This window comes from Nocardioides proteolyticus (assembly GCF_051280635.3).
Classification (GTDB): domain Bacteria; phylum Actinomycetota; class Actinomycetes; order Propionibacteriales; family Nocardioidaceae; genus Nocardioides.
Genome location: NZ_JBNBPO030000008.1, coordinates 1 through 17832 on the forward strand (window position 1 = coordinate 1; position 17832 = coordinate 17832).

Annotated in this window: 15 protein-coding genes; 3 read left to right on the plus strand and 12 right to left on the minus strand. The window is 72.6% G+C overall.

The window, feature by feature from the left end:
• Positions 1-46 precede the first annotated feature (46 nt).
• Positions 47-2263 (minus strand): 3-hydroxyacyl-CoA dehydrogenase NAD-binding domain-containing protein, encoded by a 2217-nt coding sequence (locus tag ACPOLA_RS06360; protein WP_435769567.1) that lies wholly within the window; start codon positions 2261-2263, stop codon positions 47-49.
• 43 nt (positions 2264-2306) lie between these two features.
• The gene (locus ACPOLA_RS06365) at positions 2307-3518 is read right to left on the minus strand and encodes an acetyl-CoA C-acetyltransferase (protein WP_435769568.1); all 1212 of its coding nucleotides are present in this window, start codon (positions 3516-3518) and stop codon (positions 2307-2309) included.
• Positions 3519-3613: 95 nt separating this feature from the next.
• Between ACPOLA_RS06365 and ACPOLA_RS06370 the strand changes: the two genes are divergently transcribed.
• On the plus strand, positions 3614-4351 hold the full coding sequence (locus ACPOLA_RS06370) for a MerR family transcriptional regulator (RefSeq protein WP_435769569.1): 738 nt from the start codon (positions 3614-3616) through the stop codon (positions 4349-4351).
• A gap of 46 nt (positions 4352-4397) precedes the next feature.
• Here the strand turns inward: ACPOLA_RS06370 and ACPOLA_RS06375 are convergent, their stop codons facing one another.
• From ACPOLA_RS06375 to ACPOLA_RS06420, 10 genes are all read right to left on the minus strand, one after another.
• Complete coding sequence (locus ACPOLA_RS06375; RefSeq protein ID WP_435769570.1) at positions 4398-5900, minus strand: DEAD/DEAH box helicase; 1503 nt, start codon at positions 5898-5900, stop codon at positions 4398-4400.
• A gap of 234 nt (positions 5901-6134) precedes the next feature.
• Positions 6135-7610, minus strand: coding sequence for a flavin-containing monooxygenase (locus tag ACPOLA_RS06380; RefSeq protein ID WP_435769571.1), 1476 nt, complete (start codon positions 7608-7610; stop codon positions 6135-6137).
• Positions 7611-7614: 4 nt separating this feature from the next.
• A complete protein-coding gene (locus ACPOLA_RS06385; protein ID WP_435769572.1) occupies positions 7615-8778 on the minus strand; it encodes a CaiB/BaiF CoA transferase family protein in 1164 nt (387 codons plus the stop codon).
• A 91-nt stretch (positions 8779-8869) separates the two neighbouring features.
• Positions 8870-10096 (minus strand): M15 family metallopeptidase, encoded by a 1227-nt coding sequence (locus tag ACPOLA_RS06390; RefSeq protein ID WP_435769573.1) that lies wholly within the window; start codon positions 10094-10096, stop codon positions 8870-8872.
• A 58-nt stretch (positions 10097-10154) separates the two neighbouring features.
• Positions 10155-10796 (minus strand): TetR/AcrR family transcriptional regulator, encoded by a 642-nt coding sequence (locus tag ACPOLA_RS06395; RefSeq protein ID WP_435769574.1) that lies wholly within the window; start codon positions 10794-10796, stop codon positions 10155-10157.
• Positions 10797-10891: 95 nt separating this feature from the next.
• Complete coding sequence (locus ACPOLA_RS06400) at positions 10892-11086, minus strand: ferredoxin (RefSeq protein WP_435769575.1); 195 nt, start codon at positions 11084-11086, stop codon at positions 10892-10894.
• Between the two features lie 37 nt (positions 11087-11123).
• Positions 11124-12644, minus strand: a complete 1521-nt coding sequence (locus tag ACPOLA_RS06405; RefSeq protein ID WP_435769576.1) for a fatty acid desaturase — start codon at positions 12642-12644, stop codon at positions 11124-11126.
• A gap of 155 nt (positions 12645-12799) precedes the next feature.
• Positions 12800-13987 (minus strand): alkaline phosphatase family protein, encoded by a 1188-nt coding sequence (locus ACPOLA_RS06410; RefSeq protein ID WP_435769577.1) that lies wholly within the window; start codon positions 13985-13987, stop codon positions 12800-12802.
• 31 nt (positions 13988-14018) lie between these two features.
• Positions 14019-15338: a cytochrome P450 gene (locus tag ACPOLA_RS06415; protein WP_435769578.1), complete on the minus strand. Its 1320-nt coding sequence runs from the start codon at positions 15336-15338 to the stop codon at positions 14019-14021.
• Entirely contained in the window at positions 15325-15654 is a 330-nt protein-coding gene (locus ACPOLA_RS06420; protein WP_435769579.1) for a hypothetical protein, read from the minus strand. The genes ACPOLA_RS06415 and ACPOLA_RS06420 overlap by 14 nt, the downstream gene beginning before the upstream one ends.
• Before the next feature lie 211 nt (positions 15655-15865).
• On the opposite strand from ACPOLA_RS06420, the gene ACPOLA_RS06425 reads away from it, so the two are divergent.
• The gene (locus tag ACPOLA_RS06425) at positions 15866-17116 is read left to right on the plus strand and encodes a histidine kinase (protein ID WP_435769580.1); all 1251 of its coding nucleotides are present in this window, start codon (positions 15866-15868) and stop codon (positions 17114-17116) included.
• The gene (locus tag ACPOLA_RS06430) at positions 17113-17820 is read left to right on the plus strand and encodes a response regulator transcription factor (protein ID WP_435769581.1); all 708 of its coding nucleotides are present in this window, start codon (positions 17113-17115) and stop codon (positions 17818-17820) included. The genes ACPOLA_RS06425 and ACPOLA_RS06430 overlap by 4 nt, the downstream gene beginning before the upstream one ends.
• Positions 17821-17832 lie beyond the last annotated feature (12 nt).

Genomic DNA, 17832 nt, shown 5'->3' on the forward strand with positions numbered 1-17832 from the left:
AAGTGCAGGAATCACCGGTTAACCGGTGATTCCTGCACCCCGACGATCAGGCCGGGAAGCCCTTCCCGGACGCGGCGAGCTCGCGCAGCCACGGGGTGGCCCGGAAGCGGTCGCCGTACTTCTCGGCCAGCTCGTCGGCACGCTTGAGGAAGGCGTCGAGGCCGATCTCGACCTCGCCGTCGGCGTTCTTGAGCTCGTAGCCGGTCATGAACTGCGCCGCGCCACCGGTCATCGGGGGGAAGCCGATGCCCATGATCGAGCCGATGTTGGCCGCGGCCGCGGAGGTGATCACGCCCTCCTCGAAGCACTTCGCGGTCTCCAGCGCCTCGGCGAAGAGCATCCGGTCGCGGATGTCCTCGATCGGCGGCTGCTCCTCGGAGACCGGGAAGAGGTCGGCCAGACCGGCCCAGATCGACTGGCGCTTGCCGGTCTCCTGGTCGTAGTCGTAGAAGCCGGCCTTCTTCAGGCGGCCCGACCGGCCGGCGTCCAGCATCTTCTGGACGACCGCGATGCCCGGGTGCTCGACGTACTCCACGCCGTCGCGCTCGGCCGCCTCACGGGTGGCCTTGGCGATCTTGCCCATCAGCTCGAGGTTGAGCTCGTCGGACAGCTGCAGCACCGGCGCCGGGTAGCCGGCCTGGGTGGTGCCGCGCTCGATGCTCCACGGCTGCACGCCCTCGGCCAGCATCGCCATGCCCTCGTTGACCATCAGGCCGATCACCCGCGAGGTGTAGAAGCCGCGGCTGTCGTTGACCACGATCGGGGTCTTGCGGATCTGCTGGACCACGTCGTAGGCCTTGGCGAGCGCGACGTCGGACGTCTCCTTGCCGGTGATGATCTCGACCAGCGGCATCTTGTCCACCGGGGAGAAGAAGTGCAGGCCGATGAACGACGGACGGGCCGCCGGGTCCTCGATGCCCTGCGCGAGCTCGGTGATCGGCAGCGTCGAGGTGTTGGAGCACAGCAGCGCGTCCTTGTTGACGTACGGCGCGATCTCGCCGAACACCTTGGCCTTGAGCGCCGGGTCCTCGAAGACGGCCTCGATCACCAGGTCGCAGCCGGTCAGGTCGGCCGGGTCGGCGGTCGGCTTGATCCGGCCGAGCAGCTCGGCCTTCTTCTCCTCGGTGGAGCGGCCGCGGCTGATCGCCTTGTCGAGGATGCCCTCGGAGTAGGCCTTGCCCTTCTCGGCGTTGGCGACCTCGACGTCCTTGAGCACGACCTCCATGCCGGCCTTGGCGCAGACGTAGGCGATGCCCGCGCCCATCATGCCGGCGCCGAGGACGCCGACCTTGGTGGCCTTGAACGTCTCGATGCCCTGCGGGCGCAGGGAGCCGGAGTTGATCGCCTGCAGGTCGAAGAAGAACGCCTGGATCATGTTCTTCGAGTTCTGGTTGACGACCAGGTTGGTCAGGTAGCGGGACTCGATCCGCGAGGCGGTGTCGAAGTCGACCTGCGCACCCTCGACCGCGGCGCTGAGGATCGCGCGCTGGGCGGGGTAGACGGCGCCCTTGGTCTGCTTGCGCAGCAGGGCGGGGAACGCCGGCAGGAAGCCGGCCAGGGCCGGCGACTTCGGGGTGCCGCCGGGCATCTTGTAGCCGGGCGCGTCCCAGGGGTTCAGGCCGGCCTCCGGGTTGGCCTTGATCCAGGCCTTGGCGGCCGGGACCAGCTCCTCCTGGCTGCTGACGAGCTCGTCGACGACGCCCTTCTTCAGCGCGTCCTGCGGGCTGAACTGCTTGCCCTCGAGCAGCACGTCCATCAGCGCTGACTGCAGGCCGAACTTCCGCACCGCGCGGGTGACGCCGCCGCCGCCGGGCAGCAGGCCGAGGGTCGCCTCGGGCAGGCCGATCTTGATCCGGTTGTCGTCCACGGCGATCCGGTGCTGGCAGGCGAGCGTGATCTCGTAGCCGCCGCCGAGCGCGGCGCCGTTGATGGCGGCGACGACGGGCTTCGGGAACAGCTCGAGGCGGCGCAGCGCGGCCTTGACGTCCTCGGCCATGGCGAACACCTCGGCGGCGTTCTCCTTGGTCGCGGCGACCATGTTCTTGAGGTTGCCGCCGGCGAAGAAGGTCTTCTTCGCCGACGCGATCACCACGCCGGTGACCTCGTCGTGCTCCTCGTGGAGGCGCTCGACGGCGGCCTTCATGGAGGAGATGTAGAGGTCGTTCATCGTGTTGGCGCTGGCGGTCGGGTCGTCGAGGGTGAGGGTGACGATGCCGTCGGCGTCACGCTCGTAGCGCACAGCGGTTGCAGTGTCGGTGCTCAATGTTCTTCCTTGCGGTCGTGAGGAGTTCGAGGGAGTACGGCGCTCAGACGCGCTCGACGATGGTGGCGATGCCCATGCCGCCGCCGACGCAGAGCGTGGCGAGGCCGCGGCGCAGGTCGCGCCGCTCGAGCTCGTCGACCAGGGTGCCGAGGATCATCGCGCCGGTGGCACCGAGCGGGTGGCCCATGGCGATGGCGCCGCCGTTGACGTTGGTGATCTCGTGGCTGATCCCCATGTCGCGCATGAACCGCATCGCGACGGCGGCGAACGCCTCGTTGATCTCGAACAGGTCGATGTCGCCCACCTCGAGGCCGGCCTTGGCGAGCGCCTTGCGGGCGGCCGGCGCCGGGCCGGTGAGCATGATGATCGGGTCGGCGCCGGAGACGGCCGTGGCCAGGATCCGGGCGCGCGGGGTGAGGCCGAGGTCCGTGCCGACCTGCTCGTTGCCGACCGCGACGAGCGCGGCACCGTCGACGATGCCGGAGGAGTTGCCGGCGTGGTGGACGTGGTTGATCCGCTCCAGCCAGTGGTACTTCTCCAGCGCCACGTCGTCGAAGCCGGCGTCGGCGCCGATCTGGGCGAAGGACGGCTTCAGGCCGGCCAGGCCCTCGACCGAGGTGTCCGGGCGGACCGTCTCGTCGCGGTCGAGCACGGTGATCCCGTTGATGTCCTTGACCGGCACGATGGCGCCGTCGAAGTAGCCGTTGGCCCACGCCTTGGCGGCGCGGTGGTGGGACTCGGCGGCGTAGGCGTCGACGTCCTCGCGGTTCCAGCCCTCGATCGTGGCGATCAGGTCGGCGCCGATGCCCTGGGGCACGAAGCCGGCCTTGAACGCGGTGGCGGGGTCGGACGCCCAGGCGCCGCCGTCGGAGCCCATCGGCACCCGGCTCATCGACTCCACGCCGCCGGCGAGGATCAGGTCCTCGAACCCGCCGCGGACCCGCCCGGCGGCCTGGTTGACGGCCTCGAGGCCCGAGGCACAGAAGCGGTTGAGCTGCACGCCCGCGACGGTGTCGGGGTAGCCGGCCGCGATCGCGGCGGTCTTGGCGATGTCACCGCCCTGGTCGCCGATCGGGGAGACCACGCCCAGCACCACGTCGTCGACGCGCTCGGGGTCCAGGCCGGGGTTGCGCCGCTTGAGCTCGTCGAGGAGTCCGACGGCCAGGTCGACCGGCTTGACCTCGTGGAGGGAGCCCGTGGCCTTGCCCCGCCCTCGCGGCGTGCGGATGTGGTCGTACACGAATGCTTCTGCCATGACCGTCCTTGTTTCTCGGCGTGGGGTACGGCGGTCGGCGGGCGCGCCGTACGGGAAGAGGTGTCCCTCCCGACGATTGTGACACTATTACTGTCATGGTCAAGAGCGAGGGTGGTCCCGAGGAGCGGTCACCGGGTGACCTGCTCACCCTCGACGAGCTCACCCAGCGCGTCGGGATGAGCGTGCGGACGGTGCGCTTCTACACCACCCGCGGGCTGGTGCCGCCGCCGATCCGGCGCGGCCGGCTCGGCTACTACACCGCCGACCACGTCGCCCGGCTGGAGCTGGTGCAGGAGCTGCAGGCGCACGGGTTCACCCTGTCGGCGATCGAGGGGTACGTCGCCAGCATCCCGGCCGACGCCTCGCCCGAGGACATCGCGCTGCGCCGCACCATGCTGGCGCCGTGGCAGGCCGACCGGCCGCTCGAGCTGAGCCACGACGAGCTGGAGCGCCGCTGCGACCGCAGCCTCGACAGCGACACCCTCAAGACGCTGGAGGCGCTCGGGGTGATCTCGACCCTCGAGCACGGCCGGTACGCCGTGGCGCTGTCCCAGCTCTCGGTCGGCCTGACCCTGCTCGACCTCGGCTTCCCGACCGAGGCGGCCGAGGCCGCCGCCGAGGTCTACCGCGAGCACGGCCGCCAGATCGCCGAGGAGCTGATGGAGCTGTTCCGGACGATGGTGTGGCCGGCGTACAAGTCCCAGGGCGCGCCGCCGGAGACGATCCGCCAGGTCGTCGAGCAGCTCAAGCCGCTGTCGGTCGCCAGCCTGGTCGCCGCCTACGAGCAGGCCATGGACGAGACGCGGCGGCGTCAGGCGCTCAAGGGCACCTGACCCGGCCGCCCGTCGGGCCCGTCCGGGCCCGTTGGGTCGAGCGCGCTCAGCGCCGGCCGGAGCTGAACGACGCCGCGCTGTGGCTGCCGCCCGCTGCGGAGCCGCCGCTCGTACGGCGCCGGTTGCGGCCGCCCCCGCTGGCACCGTTGGCACCACTGCCCGAAGCGCCGGACCCCCCGGACCCCCCGGAGCCGGACGCGCCGCGCCGCTTGCCGCCGCCGGAGCGGGGCTGGCCGCCGGCCTTCGCCGGGGACTGCCCGCCGCCGTTGCGCGAGCGGCCGCCGGACCGGCCACCGCCCTGCTTGCCGGCACCGGCCTTGGGGCGCGAGCGCCCGCCACCGGAGGAGGCCGTGGCCACCTCCGCGACCAGGCCGCCGGGCCGCGACCGCTCGCCCGGCGCGAGGTCGCGCAGCAGCGGGTGGCCGGCGTCGTCGACGCGAGTCGTGGTGGGCTGGATGCCGGCGGCGCGGGTGAGCGACCGGACGTCGCCGCGCTGCTCGCTGGTCATCAGGGTGACGACCGTGCCGGCGGCCCCGGCACGCGCCGTACGACCGGAGCGGTGCAGGTAGGCCTTGTGCTCGGCCGGCGGGTCGGCGTGGATGACGAGCGAGACGTCGTCGACGTGGATGCCCCGGGCGGCGATGTCGGTCGCCACCAGGGTGGTCGCCCGGCCGCTGTGGAAGGCGTCCATGTTGCGGGTGCGGGCGCCCTGGCTCAGGTTGCCGTGCAGGTCGACGGCCGGCACGCCGTTCTTGTTCAGCTGGCGGGCCAGCGCCTTGGCGCCGTGCTTGGTGCGGGTGAAGACGACCGTGCGGCCGGGCGCGCTGACCAGGTCGAGCAGCACCGGCAGCCGCAGGTCGCGGTCGACGTGGAGCACGTGGTGGTCCATCTTCGCCACCGGCGACTGGGCCGAGTCGGCCTCGTGCACGGCCGGCTTGTCGAGGAACCGCTTGACGAGCACGTTGATCGCGCCGTCCAGGGTCGCCGAGAACAGCATCCGCTGGCCGCCCTTGGGCGTCTGGTCCAGCAGGCGTCGTACGGCGGGCAGGAAGCCGAGGTCGGCCATGTGGTCGGCCTCGTCGAGCACGGTGACCTCGACGTCAGCGAGGCTGCAGTGGCCCTGCTGGATCAGGTCCTCGAGCCGGCCGGGGCAGGCGATCAGGACGTCGACGCCCCTGCGCAGGGCGGTGACCTGGGGGCCCTGGCCGACGCCGCCGAAGACGGTGGTGGTGGTCAGGCCGGCCGCCTTGGCCAGCGGCTCGATCGTGGCGTTGATCTGGCTGGCGAGCTCGCGGGTCGGGGCGAGCACGAGCGCGCGGGGGCGCTTGGCTGCCGGCCGGCGGCCCGACTGCGTGAGTCGAGCCACCAGCGGGAGCCCGAAGGCGTAGGTCTTGCCGGAGCCGGTGCGGCCGCGGCCGAGGACGTCGCGGCCGGCCAGGGAGTCCGGCAGGGTCGCGGCCTGGATGGGGGTGGGAACGGTGATCTGGTCGGCCGTCAGCACGGCGAGCAGGTCGGTGGGCACGCCGAGGTCGGCGAAGGTGGCAGTCACAGAAGAGATCTCTCGGTGGGCGTCTCGCCGTGCTGTCCCGACGGGTGAGGGGACGAGGTAAGCGGGCCTCTGGATCGAGGGCGCCGCGCCGAGGCGCTGCGCGTGGGTCCGGGGCAAGACCGGCCGGACCAGTGGTCCCAGCCTAGCGGGGTGGTGGCCGCGTCAACGAATCCCGGACGGCCCTGGCGGGTCGGGGCGGGGCGGGGCGGGGCGGGGGCCTCCGCGACGGTCGGCCTACTTCAGCTGGAGGACGCCGTCGTCGATGGGCGCCTTCTGGATCGCCTTGCGGTCGACGATGTAGTTCTGGTCGAGCCGCCACGGGGCCTGGTCGCCCTGGGCGGGGAGCAGGTGCGCGGAGCGCTCGACGTAGCCGGACTTGAAGTCGAGCAGCGGCATCCGCTCGACCTGCGGGTCGGGCTCGGGTACGGCGATCCGGTAGCCGTGCCGGTCCATGTGCTCCAGCAGCCGGCAGACGTAGTCGATGACGAGGTCGGCCTTGAGCGTCCAGGACGCGTTGGTGTAGCCGATGGTGAACGCGAAGTTGGGCAGGCCGCTGAGCATCAGCGCCTTGTAGGCGACCAGGTCCTTCAGCTCCATCTCCTGGCCGTCGACGGCGAGGTCGACCCCGCCGAACGGCAGCAGCAGCTGGAAGCCGGTGGCGGTGACGACCACGTCGGCGGCGATCTCCTCACCGGAGGTCAGCCGCACCCCGTCGGGCGTGAACGTCTCGATGGTGCCGGTGACGATCTCGGCCTGGCCCTTGCGGATCGCGCGGAACAGGTCGCCGTTCGGCACGAAGCAGAGCCGCTGCTCCCACGGGTTGTACGGCGGGTTGAAGTGGGTGTCGACGTCGTAGCCCTCGGGCAGCATCCGCTCCGCGTTCTTGCGGATGAACGCCTTCGCCTTCTCCGGCCAGCGGCGGGCCACCTGGTAGGACACCACCGCCTGGAGGATGTTGGACCAGCGGACGACCGGGTAGGACAGCCTGTAGGGCAGCCGGCCGAGCGCGCGGGCGACCGGGTCGCGGCCGGGCCGGGACAGGATGTAGGTGGGCGTGCGCTGCAGCATGGTCACGTGCTCGGCGCTCGGGGCCATCGCCGGCACCAGGGTCACGGCGGTCGCGCCGCTGCCGATCACGATCACCCGCTTGCCGGAGTAGTCGAGGTCCTCGGGCCAGTGCTGGGGGTGCACCAGCGCGCCGCGGAACTCGTCCATGCCCGGCCAGGTCGGCTGGAAGCCCTCGTCGTAGCGGTAGTAGCCCGCGCACGACCACAGGAAGCCGGTGGTGATGGTGACCGTCTCGCCGTCGGCCGGGTCGCCGACGGCGACGGTCACCGTCCAGCGGGCCTCGGAGGTGTCCCACTCGGCCCGCACCACGCGGTGGCGGTAGCGGATCAGCTCGGTGACGCCGTACTCGTCGGCGACGGTGCGGATGTAGGTCTTGATCAGGTCGCCGTCGGCCAGGGCGACGTCGCTCTTCCACGGGCGCCACTTGTAGCCGAAGGTGAACATGTCGCTGTCCGAGCGGATGCCGGGGTAGCGGAACAGGTCCCAGGTGCCGCCGAGGTCGTCGCGGGCCTCGAGCACCAGCACGCTGCGACCGGGGTGGCGCTCGCGCAGCTGGGCGGCGGCGCCGACACCGGAGAGCCCGGCTCCGATCACCAGGACGTCGACGTGCTGGGGCGTGGCCGCGGAGGACTGCTCGGTCATGGCGTCAGTCTGTCACCTCGACCGCGGCGCCCCGCTCGACGAGGCCGTCGACGTCGCCGATCCCCCAGGCGGCCAGGGCCTCGCGGGTGTGCGCACCCGGCGCGGGGGCGGGCGGCAGGCCGAGCGTGGCGGCGGTCCGCGAGAAGCGCGGCGCCGGCTGCGGCTGTACGACGCCCTCGTGCTCGACGAACACCTCGCGCGCCTTGATGTGCGGGTGGTCGGCCGCCTCGCTGATCCGCAGGATCGGCGCAACGCACGCGTCGGTGCCGTCGAAGACGGCGCACCACTCGTCGCGGGTGCGCTCCTTGAAGCGGTTCGCGATCAGCGTGCGCAGCTCGTCGGTGCGCTCGAGGTCGAACCGGTCCGGCGCGGTGTCCTGGATGCCGAGCAGCTCGACGAACTTGTCGTAGAACTGCGGCTCCAGCGCCCCCACCGACATGTGCTCGCCGTCGGCCGTCTCGTAGATGTCGTAGTACGGCGCCCCGCCGTCGAGCAGGTTCGCGGCCCGCTCCTCGTGGAAGTTGCCGCTGGCCAGGAAGGCCGAGGTCATCGCGTTGAGGTTGGCGGTGCCGTCGACGATCGCGGCGTCGACCACCTGGCCCTTGCCGGAGACCTTGGCCTCCAGCAGCGCGGCGAGGATGCCGATCACCAGGTAGGTCGACCCGCCGCCGAAGTCGCCCACCAGGTTGGTCGGGAACTGCGGCTTGTCCTTCACCTGGCCGAGCCCGAACAGGGTGCCGGTGATCGCGATGTAGTTCATGTCGTGGCCGGCCGCCTGCGACCAGGGGCCGTCCTGCCCCCAACCGGTCATCCGGCCGTAGACCAGGCGCGGGTTGCGCTCGTGGCAGGCCTCCGGGCCGAAGCCGAGCCGCTCGGCGACCCCGGGCCGCATGCCCTCGACCAGCACGTCGGCGGAGTCCACCAGGTCGAGCACGGTGGCGACCGCCTCCGGGTTCTTCAGGTCCAGCGCGACGCTGGGCCGGCCGCGGTTGAGCAGGTCGTGCGAGCCGCCGGTCAGCATCTGGCCGCCGGGGCGCTCCACCCGGATCACGTCGGCGCCGAGGTCGGCCAGGATCATGCAGGCGTGCGGGCTGGGGCCGATGCCCGCGATCTCCACGACCTTGAGGCCCTTCAGCGGACCGGTTCCCTGACCGAGCTCGTAAGACATGGGCCGATCATGGCACGACGATGACAGTGATGGTGTCACCGTCCGGCGCTCGGGGCGCTCGCCGCTCGACCCCCGGGAGACGGGCGGCGGCTCAGCCGGGGCTGACGATCCGCTCGAGCTCGAAGTGCATCGGGTCGGTCCAGGACCAGTCGCCGCCCCAGGCGAAGCCCCAGCGCTTGAAGATCGCCACCACGCCGCGGTCGAGCTCGCCCACCGTGCCGCGCTGGTTGCCCGGGACGTTGATGTCGAAGGCCAGGCCGAAGGAGTGGTTGGACAGCGTCGTGGAGCCGGCGATGAAGCGCGGGTAGTAGCAGCCGGCGTACTCCCCGGGGTTGATCTTGTCGGCCAGCCCGGTGCGCTGGATCTCGGCGAGGGCGGCCTTGAACTGCGGCATCATGTAGCGGTTGCAGGTGACCCGGCCGAGGATCGGCACGGTCTCGGTCACGATGTACTTCTTCACCCAGGCCGGGTCGGGCGCGATCCGGCCGCCGCCGATCGGGGTGTAGCGGAAGACGCCGACCGCGTCGCTGAACGCGCCCACCGGGATGACGTTCTGGTAGGTGTCGAGGTCGATGCCGGCCTGCTGGACGATGTCGAGGGCGGTGATCGAGACGGCGCCCTGCCCGAGGGCCTTCTCGATCCGCTCGCGGACCACCTGGGGGGAGGCCAGACCGGTGTTGATGATGACGGCGTTGTCCTCGGGGAGCCCGAGGGTCTCGCCCCACTTCTTGTTCACCATCGCGTCGACGCTGTCGACGGCCGCCGGCGACCAGGCGCCGAGGTGGATCCGCTGCTTGCCGACCTGCACGTAGCCGTCGTCGTCGACGGGCACCTGCTCCTGGAGGTCCTGGTCGACCGCGATCTCGCCGCCGGCGATCCGGTCCCACTGGTCCTGGAAGGTGGCGCTGCGGTCGCCGGTGAACCGGCGGTACTCCGCGGGATCGACGGCGGCGATGTTGAACACCTGGTTCTCCACGGAGAACTGGCCGTAGGCGAGCCGCTCGTGGGCGACCACGGCCTTCTTGCCGCGGACCTTGATCGAGGTGATCTGCTCGAGCATCTCCTCGGAGATGGTCTCGTCGCTGACGACCAGCAGGTCGTCGCCGTACTGCTGGCCGTCGAAGGTGCCGGGCGCCTCGACGGTGTGCTCGCCGCCGGCGGAGCGGTCGGGGGTCTGCGTCGCGGGACCGGAGGCGTTGCTCGGTTGGTCGCCCTCCGGGGTGCTCCGCTGCGGCGTCGCGCACGCGGACAGCACCGTGACGGCCACGGCGCCCACCAGGCCAGCCGTGACCCCCGCGCGCGGTCGCGCAAACGCCATGGACCTTCCCTCCCACCCCGAGGGTAGTTGCGAACCCCGGGCCGTGCGACCGGATGTCTCAGGAAGGTGCGGATCCCCCGCGGCCGGACTCGAGCACCCGCGCCGCGATCCAGGCGATGTCGTCGGCCGTCCTGGCGGGGTCGCCGGAGGGCTGCATCACGTGGCTGAGCACCAGCCGGACCACCATGTCGATGCTGGCCTCGAGCCGCTCGGCCGGCAGCCCGAGGTCGTACGACGCCACCCGCTCGGCCACCACCAGCTTGGCCCCGTCGAGCAGGTGCTCGGAGTGGGTGGTCAGCAGCGGCAGCAGCTCGGTGTCCGCGCCGTGCGTCGCCGAGACCACGGCGTGCAGCAGCGCATTGTCCTGGGCGTAGCCGAGGACCCGGCGCGCGGAGTCGCGGATCGCGCCGATCAGGTCGTCGGGGTTCTCCTCGAACGACCGGGTCACCCCCGCGAGGAACCGCTCGAGCTCCCGCATCACCATCGCCTCGGCGAGGTCGTTCTTGGTGCCGATCTCGTTGTAGACGGTCTGGCGGCTCACGCCGACCTCGTCGGCGAGCCGCGCCATGGTGACCTTCGCCCAGCCCTGGTCGGTGGTGAGCCGTACGGCGGCGTCGACGAGCCGGTCGCGCAGGGTGGTGCCGGCGGCGCCGGACGCCCGCTCGCCCACCCGCGCGCTTAGACCCGGTAGGATCCCCATCGTAATGCCCTTCATCTCGGCCGGCCAACCGGCGCGGCGCCGGCCGCGTGCTGCGGCCGGCGCCACCAAGGATGCCAAACGGTCCCCCGTCCTGCTCAGCCCTCGAGCGTCAGCGCGAGGACGGGGCAGGCCTGCACCGCGGCGTAGACGTGGGCGCGGTCCGCCTCCGGGGGGGTGTCGTCGAGCACCCGGACCAGCTCCTGGTCCTCGTCGACCTCGAAGTAGTCGTCGGCCATCGCCTCGCACATGCCGAGGCCCTCGCACTTGTCCAGGTCCGCGATGATCCTCATCTGCTCCTGCCTCTCCTGCCTCTGAGCCGCGGGCGGCTCAGGCCTCCACCTTGTCGGGGTCGAACGGGACGAAGTCGATCTTGTCGCGCACCCCGCAGTCGGGGCAGGTCCAGTCGTCGGGGATGTCGGCCCAGGCGGTGCCGGCGGGGAAGCCCTCGTGCTCGTCGCCGGCGGCGACCTCGTAGCTGTAGGCGCAGCCGGGGCAGCGGGCGGCGAGCACCTCGCCGTCGTACTTCTGCATCCAGACGTCGTCCTTGTGGACCTCGTGGTCCGAGGGCGGCGGGAACTTGGCGAGGTACTTCTGCTCCTTGCCGGGCTGGATGTTGGCCAGCGTCACGTCGCCGTCGAGGTGGTCGACGACCCGCTTGTCCATCACCTTGCGCCACAGCGGCGGCACCAGGGCGAGGTTGATCATCCCGGCGTAGCCGGTCGGCAGGGCCGGCGACTCCTTGAAGTCCCGCAGCGTCTGGTAGCGCCGGGTCGGGTTCGCGTGGTGGTCGCTGTGCCGCTGCAGGTGGTAGAGGAAGACGTTGGTGACGATGTTGTTGCTGTTCCAGCTGTGCATCGGCAGCACCCGCTCGTAGCGCTGCTTGGGTCCGACCTTCTGGCGCAGCATGCCGTAGTGCTCCAGGTAGTTGACGACCTCCAGCAGCGAGAACCCGATCACCATCTGGAGCAGCAGGAACGGGATGATCTCGACGCCGAACAGCGCGATCACGGTGCCGAACAGGGCCAAGGACATCAGCCAGGCGTTGAGCACGTCGTTGCCGAGGTGGAAGGGGTGCGTGCCCTTGCGGCGGTAGCGCTTGGCCTCCAGTTCCCAGGCGCTCTTCAGCGAGCCGCTGACCGTGCGCGGCCAGAACCGGTAGAAGCTCTCACCCAGGCGGCTGGACGCGGGGTCCTCGGGGGTGGCCACCCGCACGTGGTGGCCGCGGTTGTGCTCGATGTAGAAGTGGCCGTAGAAGGCGGGCGCCAGCGCGATCTTGGACAGCCAGCGCTCGACCGACTCCTTCTTGTGCCCGAGCTCGTGGGCGGTGTTGATGCCGATCCCGCTGATGTAGCCGAGCGAGATGGTGATGCCCACCTTGTCCCAGACCGAGAGGTCGAAGTCGCGGACCAGGTCGGCGCTGACGTTGGCCGCGACCCAGTCCCGGATGCCCAGCAGCTCGGCCGCGCCCTGCAGCGGGTTGCCGCCGGCCACCATGTACATCACCCCGAAGAAGGCGAGGTACTGGATCGGCAGGTACATGAAGACCACCCACCGGTAGTAGCGGTCGTTCTCCAGCTCCTCGATCGCGTCGTCGGGCGGGTTGGTCGGGTCGAGGCCCGCGAGCAGGTCGAGCACGGGGATCACCGCGACGATCAGGATCGGCCCGATCCACAGCGCCCAGCTCCAGCCGGCCGTGGCGTAGGCGACGAACGCGAACACTGCGAAGCCGGGGATCAGCAGCCCGAGCAGCCACAGGTAGCGCTTCTTGTCCTTCCACTTCTCCGTCGAGCCCTCGGGGATCGTGTGGCCGTACTCGTCCGAGGTGGCTCGGGTGCTCGAGGTCGTCATCGATCTCTGCCTTCCGCTGTCGTGGTCGTCCGGTGCGTCCGGGCCCGGCGCGGGCGTGGTCGGCGCCGGTGGTTGACAACACCGTAAGACTTGTAAAGCGTGCTTGACAAGAGGGCGGCGGTTGTAAAGTGACCGGCGTCTCTCCGGCAGGCCGGTCAGCGGACGTCGAGGTCGTGACGGGTGCCGACCTGGCTTCCCGGGACCGGGCGGAGGCGCAGCAGGTCCAGGACCAGGTTGGCGACCGCGGCGTTGCGCACCGGCTGCGGGCCGTCGTACGACGGACGGCCGGTGCCGGGGTCCGCGTAGTCGGGGTTGAGTGCGTAGAGGTCGGCGGCGGCCACGCCGCGGCCCCAGACGACGAACGGCACCTGGTGGTCGGCCCGCGAGGCGGGGTCGCCGTGCTCGAACTCGCCCCGGGCGCCGCCGTGGTCGGCGGTGACGACGACCAGCGTCTCCCTGGCCAGCCGGGGGTCGGCCTCCACCGCGTCCACCACCCGCGCGAGCGCGGCGTCGGCCTCGACGACCGCGGCGTCGTACTGCGGCGACCCCCAGGCGTGCTCGTGGCCGGCGCTGTCGGGCGCGGCGACGTGGAAGAAGGTCAGCTCCCGGCGCTCCTCGGCGAGGTCGTCGAGCAGCGCACCGGTCAGCGCGGGGAGGTCGTCGTCGATGACGAGCTCGTCGATCGTCCCCGGCCAGGCCCGCTCCCACATCTCGAACTTCGGCTTGCCGGCGAAGACGGCGCTGTCGCCGCCCGCCCGGGCGATCACCGAGAACACCGACTGCACCCCGGGCCGCACCGTGCGCCGGGACTCCTCGTTCCACGTGACACCGTGACCGCCCTCGGCCGGGTCGACCCGCCGGCCGGTGACCATGCCCGTGTGGTTGGGCAGGGTGTGGGTCTGCTCGTAGGCGGTGCGGGCGTTGAGCGTGCCCGCGCCCTCCTCCAGGAGCCGGTGGAGCGTCGGCGTGCCCTGCTCGGTCACGGCGTACGACGCCAGGCCGTCGATCGACACGACCACCACGCGGGGGCGGCGCGGCAGCGCCGCGGGGGCGGCGCCGGCCCCGGGACCGCCGGTCGCGGTCTCCCCCGGCGCCGCATCGGCAGTGTCGTCGGCAGTGTCGTCGGCGGGGCCGTCGGCAGGGTCCTCGGCGGGGCCGGAGGGCTCGGCCGGCGTCGACGTGCCCGCCGGTGTCGCGGTGGGGAACTCCGTGACGGCGCCGCCGGGCGGCTCGCCGCCGTCGCGCTGCCAGAGGAAGCCGGCTGCGACGAGCACGACCACCAGGACGACGAGCGCGACCGTGCCCAGGTGTCGGGAGACGCTCCGCGGGCTCGGGTCGGGCACGTCTCGACCGTAGCCCCGCGGCGGAGACCCCTCAGGCGTCGACGCGGGCCCCGGTCGCGACCGGCAGCCGCTCGAAGCCCCGGAGCACGCGGGTGGTGCGGCGCTCTGTGCGGCCGGCGATGCGGAGACCCGGGTGCCGCTCGTAGAGGGTCCGCAGCGCGACGGCCGCCTCCAGCCGGGCGAGGCTCGCCCCGAGACAGAAGTGGACGCCGGCGGAGAAGCCGAGGTGGTCGGCCGCGTTGGGGCGGCCGACGTCGAAGCGGTCCGGCTCGGCGAACACGGCCGGGTCGCGGTTGGCCCCGCCGAGGAACACCAGCACCGCCTCGCCGGCGCGCATCGTCGTCCCGGCGACCTCGACGTCGTGCTTGGCCGCCCGCATCGTCATCTGCACCGGCGACTGGTGCCGGAGCACCTCCTCGACCGCGTTGGGCCAGCCGTCGGGGTCCTCGCGGAGCCGGGCCAGCTGGTCGGGGTGCGCGTCGAGCAGCGCCACCGCGTTGCCGATCAGGTTGACCGTCGTCTCGAACCCGGCGCCGAGCACCAGCAGGCCCACCTGGTGGAGCTCGACCTCGGTGAGCCGCTCGGGTCCCTCGACCAGCGACAGCTGGCTCAGCAGGTCGTCGCCGGGGCGCTCGCGGAGCCGGGCGACGTGCGCGGCGAACCACCGGTGCATGTCGCGCAGCGCGGCCTCGGCGCGGCGGTACTGGCGCCAGGTCAGTGCCGGGTCCAGGGTCACGGCCGCCTCGTTGCCGAGCTCGAGCAGGCGGCCGTGGTCGGACTCCGGCACCCCCAGCAGGTCGGCGATGACGGCGACCGGCAGCCGGGCGGCGTACCGCTCGACGAGGTCGAACCCCGTCGCGCCCTCGGCGTCGAGCCGGTCGAGCAGCTCCTCGGCGACCGCGGCGACCCGGTCGCCCAGCCGGCCGACCTTGCGGGCCGTGAACGCGCGCGCCACCTGCTTGCGGTAGCGGGTGTGCTGCGGCGGGTCGACGACCAGCATCGACGGCGGGTCGACCGGGCCGAGCGCCTGCGGGTCGGCGACGCGGTCGTGCAGCCACCGCAGCGGCGCCGGCAGCTCGGCGTGGCCGCCGCCGGTCCCGAACGCCTCGCTGCGCAGGATCTCGTCGCAGACGGCGTGGTGGGCGGTGCCGTGGACGAACCCGTTGCTGACGAGCGGGCCCTGCGCCCGCAGCGCGTCGTACGACGGGAAGGGGTCGGCCGAGACGTCCGCGTCGATCGAGAGCCGGCTGATCAGGTCGCCGCGGCGCGCGGCGCGCAGGATCAGCCGCCGCTGCATGCCGTGCGCGAGGGTCCAGGCGACGAAGGAACGGGGGGTGTCAGGCGACCACACGCCGGTCACCCTCCTCCTTCGCGGGCTCCTCCGCCATCCGGCGGTCCAGCACCTGGAGCACCCCGCGGGAGCGGAGCGCGAGCCGGCGGCGCTGCTCCTCGAGCAGGTGCTCGGGCAGGTGGGTGTCGAGCTGGGCGGTCGTCGCCAGCCGCCAGCGGTAGCGGAGCGCGGCCAGCAGGCCGTCGCGGTCGCCGAACAGCTCGGCGTACTCCTCCCGCCACGGCAGCTCGGGCACCTCGGCGGCCGACAGCTGCTCCTCGATGGCACGCAGTGCCTGCCAGCGGCGGTGCGTCTGGTCCCACGTCATCGTCCTCACCGACCTTCCTCGGCCCCGCGGCGGCCGGGCGGCCTCCGTCGGAGCACCGACGCTACGGAGCCCGGGGCCCGCGCGCATCGCGCGACGGGAGGGCTCGCACCTCCTCCCCTGGTAGGAGTCGAGCCGCCTCCCCCAGCAGGATGACCGGAGCGCCGGTCGTCCCTAGGGTGGGCTCATGCTGCGCTGGTTGCGGCTGCGGATAGAGAGGTCTATGGCGCAGCGCCAGATCCTCTACCCGTGGTGGGTGCCGGCGATGTGCTTCGCCGGCCAGGTGACGTGCGTGCTCGTCGCGCTCGGCATGCGTGACGCACTGTGGCCGCTGCAGCCCCTCACCCTGACGCTGCCGCTGGTGCTGTTGTCGCCAGTGGTCCACTTCGGCTTCCAGCGCTGGCTGCCGTGGTGGCTCGACGGCCTCGGCGCGGTCGTCGCCGCCACCTGGCTGATGCTGGTGCCGATCGGCGGCGTCGTGGACCTCGCCCCGTCGGTGCTGGCGCTGGTCACCGCCGAGATCGTCGCGCGCGACGGGCTCCGCCCGGGCCTCGCCGTCGCCGTCACCTCCTTCGCGCTGCTGACCGGCACGGCCCTGGCGCTCGACGTGCCCGGCTACGTCCTGCACGTGCTGGAGCTCCCGCTGGGCTTCGCCGTCGGAGCGGCGCTCCTGTGGCAGATGCGCGCCCTGGCCGCCGAGCGCGAGGCCCGCGAGCGCGCGTGGGCGCAGGCGACCACGGCCGAGCGTGAGCGGATCGCTCGGGAGATCCACGACCTCGTGGCCCACTCGCTGAGCGTCTCGCTGCTCCACGTGACCGGTGCCCGGCACGCGCTGCACGACGTCCGCGGTGGCCGCGACGAGGCCGACGTGGCGGAGGCCGTGGCCGAGGTCGACGCCGCGCTGGCCGACGCCGAGCAGGTCGGCCGTCGCGCGATGGCCGACATCCGTCGTACCGTCGCGGCCATGGCCGACGGCGCGGCCGACCGCCAGCCGCTGCCGGGCGCGGGCGACATCGCCGCGCTGGTGCAGGAGGTGGACGGCGCCGGCCTCCGCGTGGAGTACGACGAGCACGGCGACCCGGCCGCAGTGCCGGCCGCCGCGGGCCTCGGCCTGTACCGGATCGCGCAGGAGGCGCTCGCCAACGTGGCCAAGCACGGCACGGGCGCGGCGCGGATGCGGCTGGAGGTGGCGCCCGGCGGCGCGCGGCTCGAGGTGCGCAACGGGCTGCCCCCCGGCCGGCCGCGGAGCGACGGGCTGGGCTCCGGTCTCGCCGGCATGCAGGCACGGGCGGCTCAGCTCGACGCCGTCCTGGACGTAGGGCCGGCCGGCGGTGCCGACTGCCCGGAGTGGGTCGTCGACGTCCGGCTCGGCGACCGCCGCCCGGCCGACGGCCGCGAGGGGCGGTTCGAGCTGCCCTGCGGCCACACCCTCGGGCTGCCCGGCGTGCTGCGGGCTCGCGAGGCGCGGCTGTGACGGCTGCTGCGCCGGCCGAGCCGGTCCGGGTGGTGCTCGTCGACGACCAGGAGCTCGTGCGCTCCGGGCTGCGGCGGATCCTGCGCCGGCGCGACGGGTTCGAGATCGTCGCCGAGTGCGGCGACGGCGCCGAGGTGCCGGCGGCCCTCGCCGACGCTGCCGTCGACGGGACTGTCGACGGTGCTGTCGACGTCGTGGTGATGGACCTGCGGATGCGCGGCGTCGACGGGATCACCGCCACCACGGGGATCGTCGCCCGCGGCGGGCCGCCGGTGCTCGTGCTCACCACCTTCGACGACGACGAGATGCTCTCCGGCGCGCTCCGGGCCGGAGCCGCCGGCTTCCTGCTCAAGGACTCCTCGGCCGAGGACCTGATCCGCGCGGTCCGCACGGTCGCGGCGGGCGGGAGCTGGCTGGACCCGGCCGTCACCGGGCGGGTGCTGAGCCGGTTCCGGTCCTTCGCCGCGCCGGCGCCCTCGCCGGCGCCCGCCGCGGCCGACCAGCTGACCGCCCGGGAGCTCGAGGTGCTCCGTGCGATGGCGCTGGGCCGCAGCAACGCCGAGATCGCCGCCGACCTGGTGATCTCCGAGCTCACCGTCAAGAGCCACGTCGGCCGGATCTTCACCAAGCTCGGCCTGCGCGACCGGCCGGCCGCGATCGTCTACGCCTACGACCACGGCCTGGTCTCGCCGCACCGCGCCTGACCGGCCACGCCG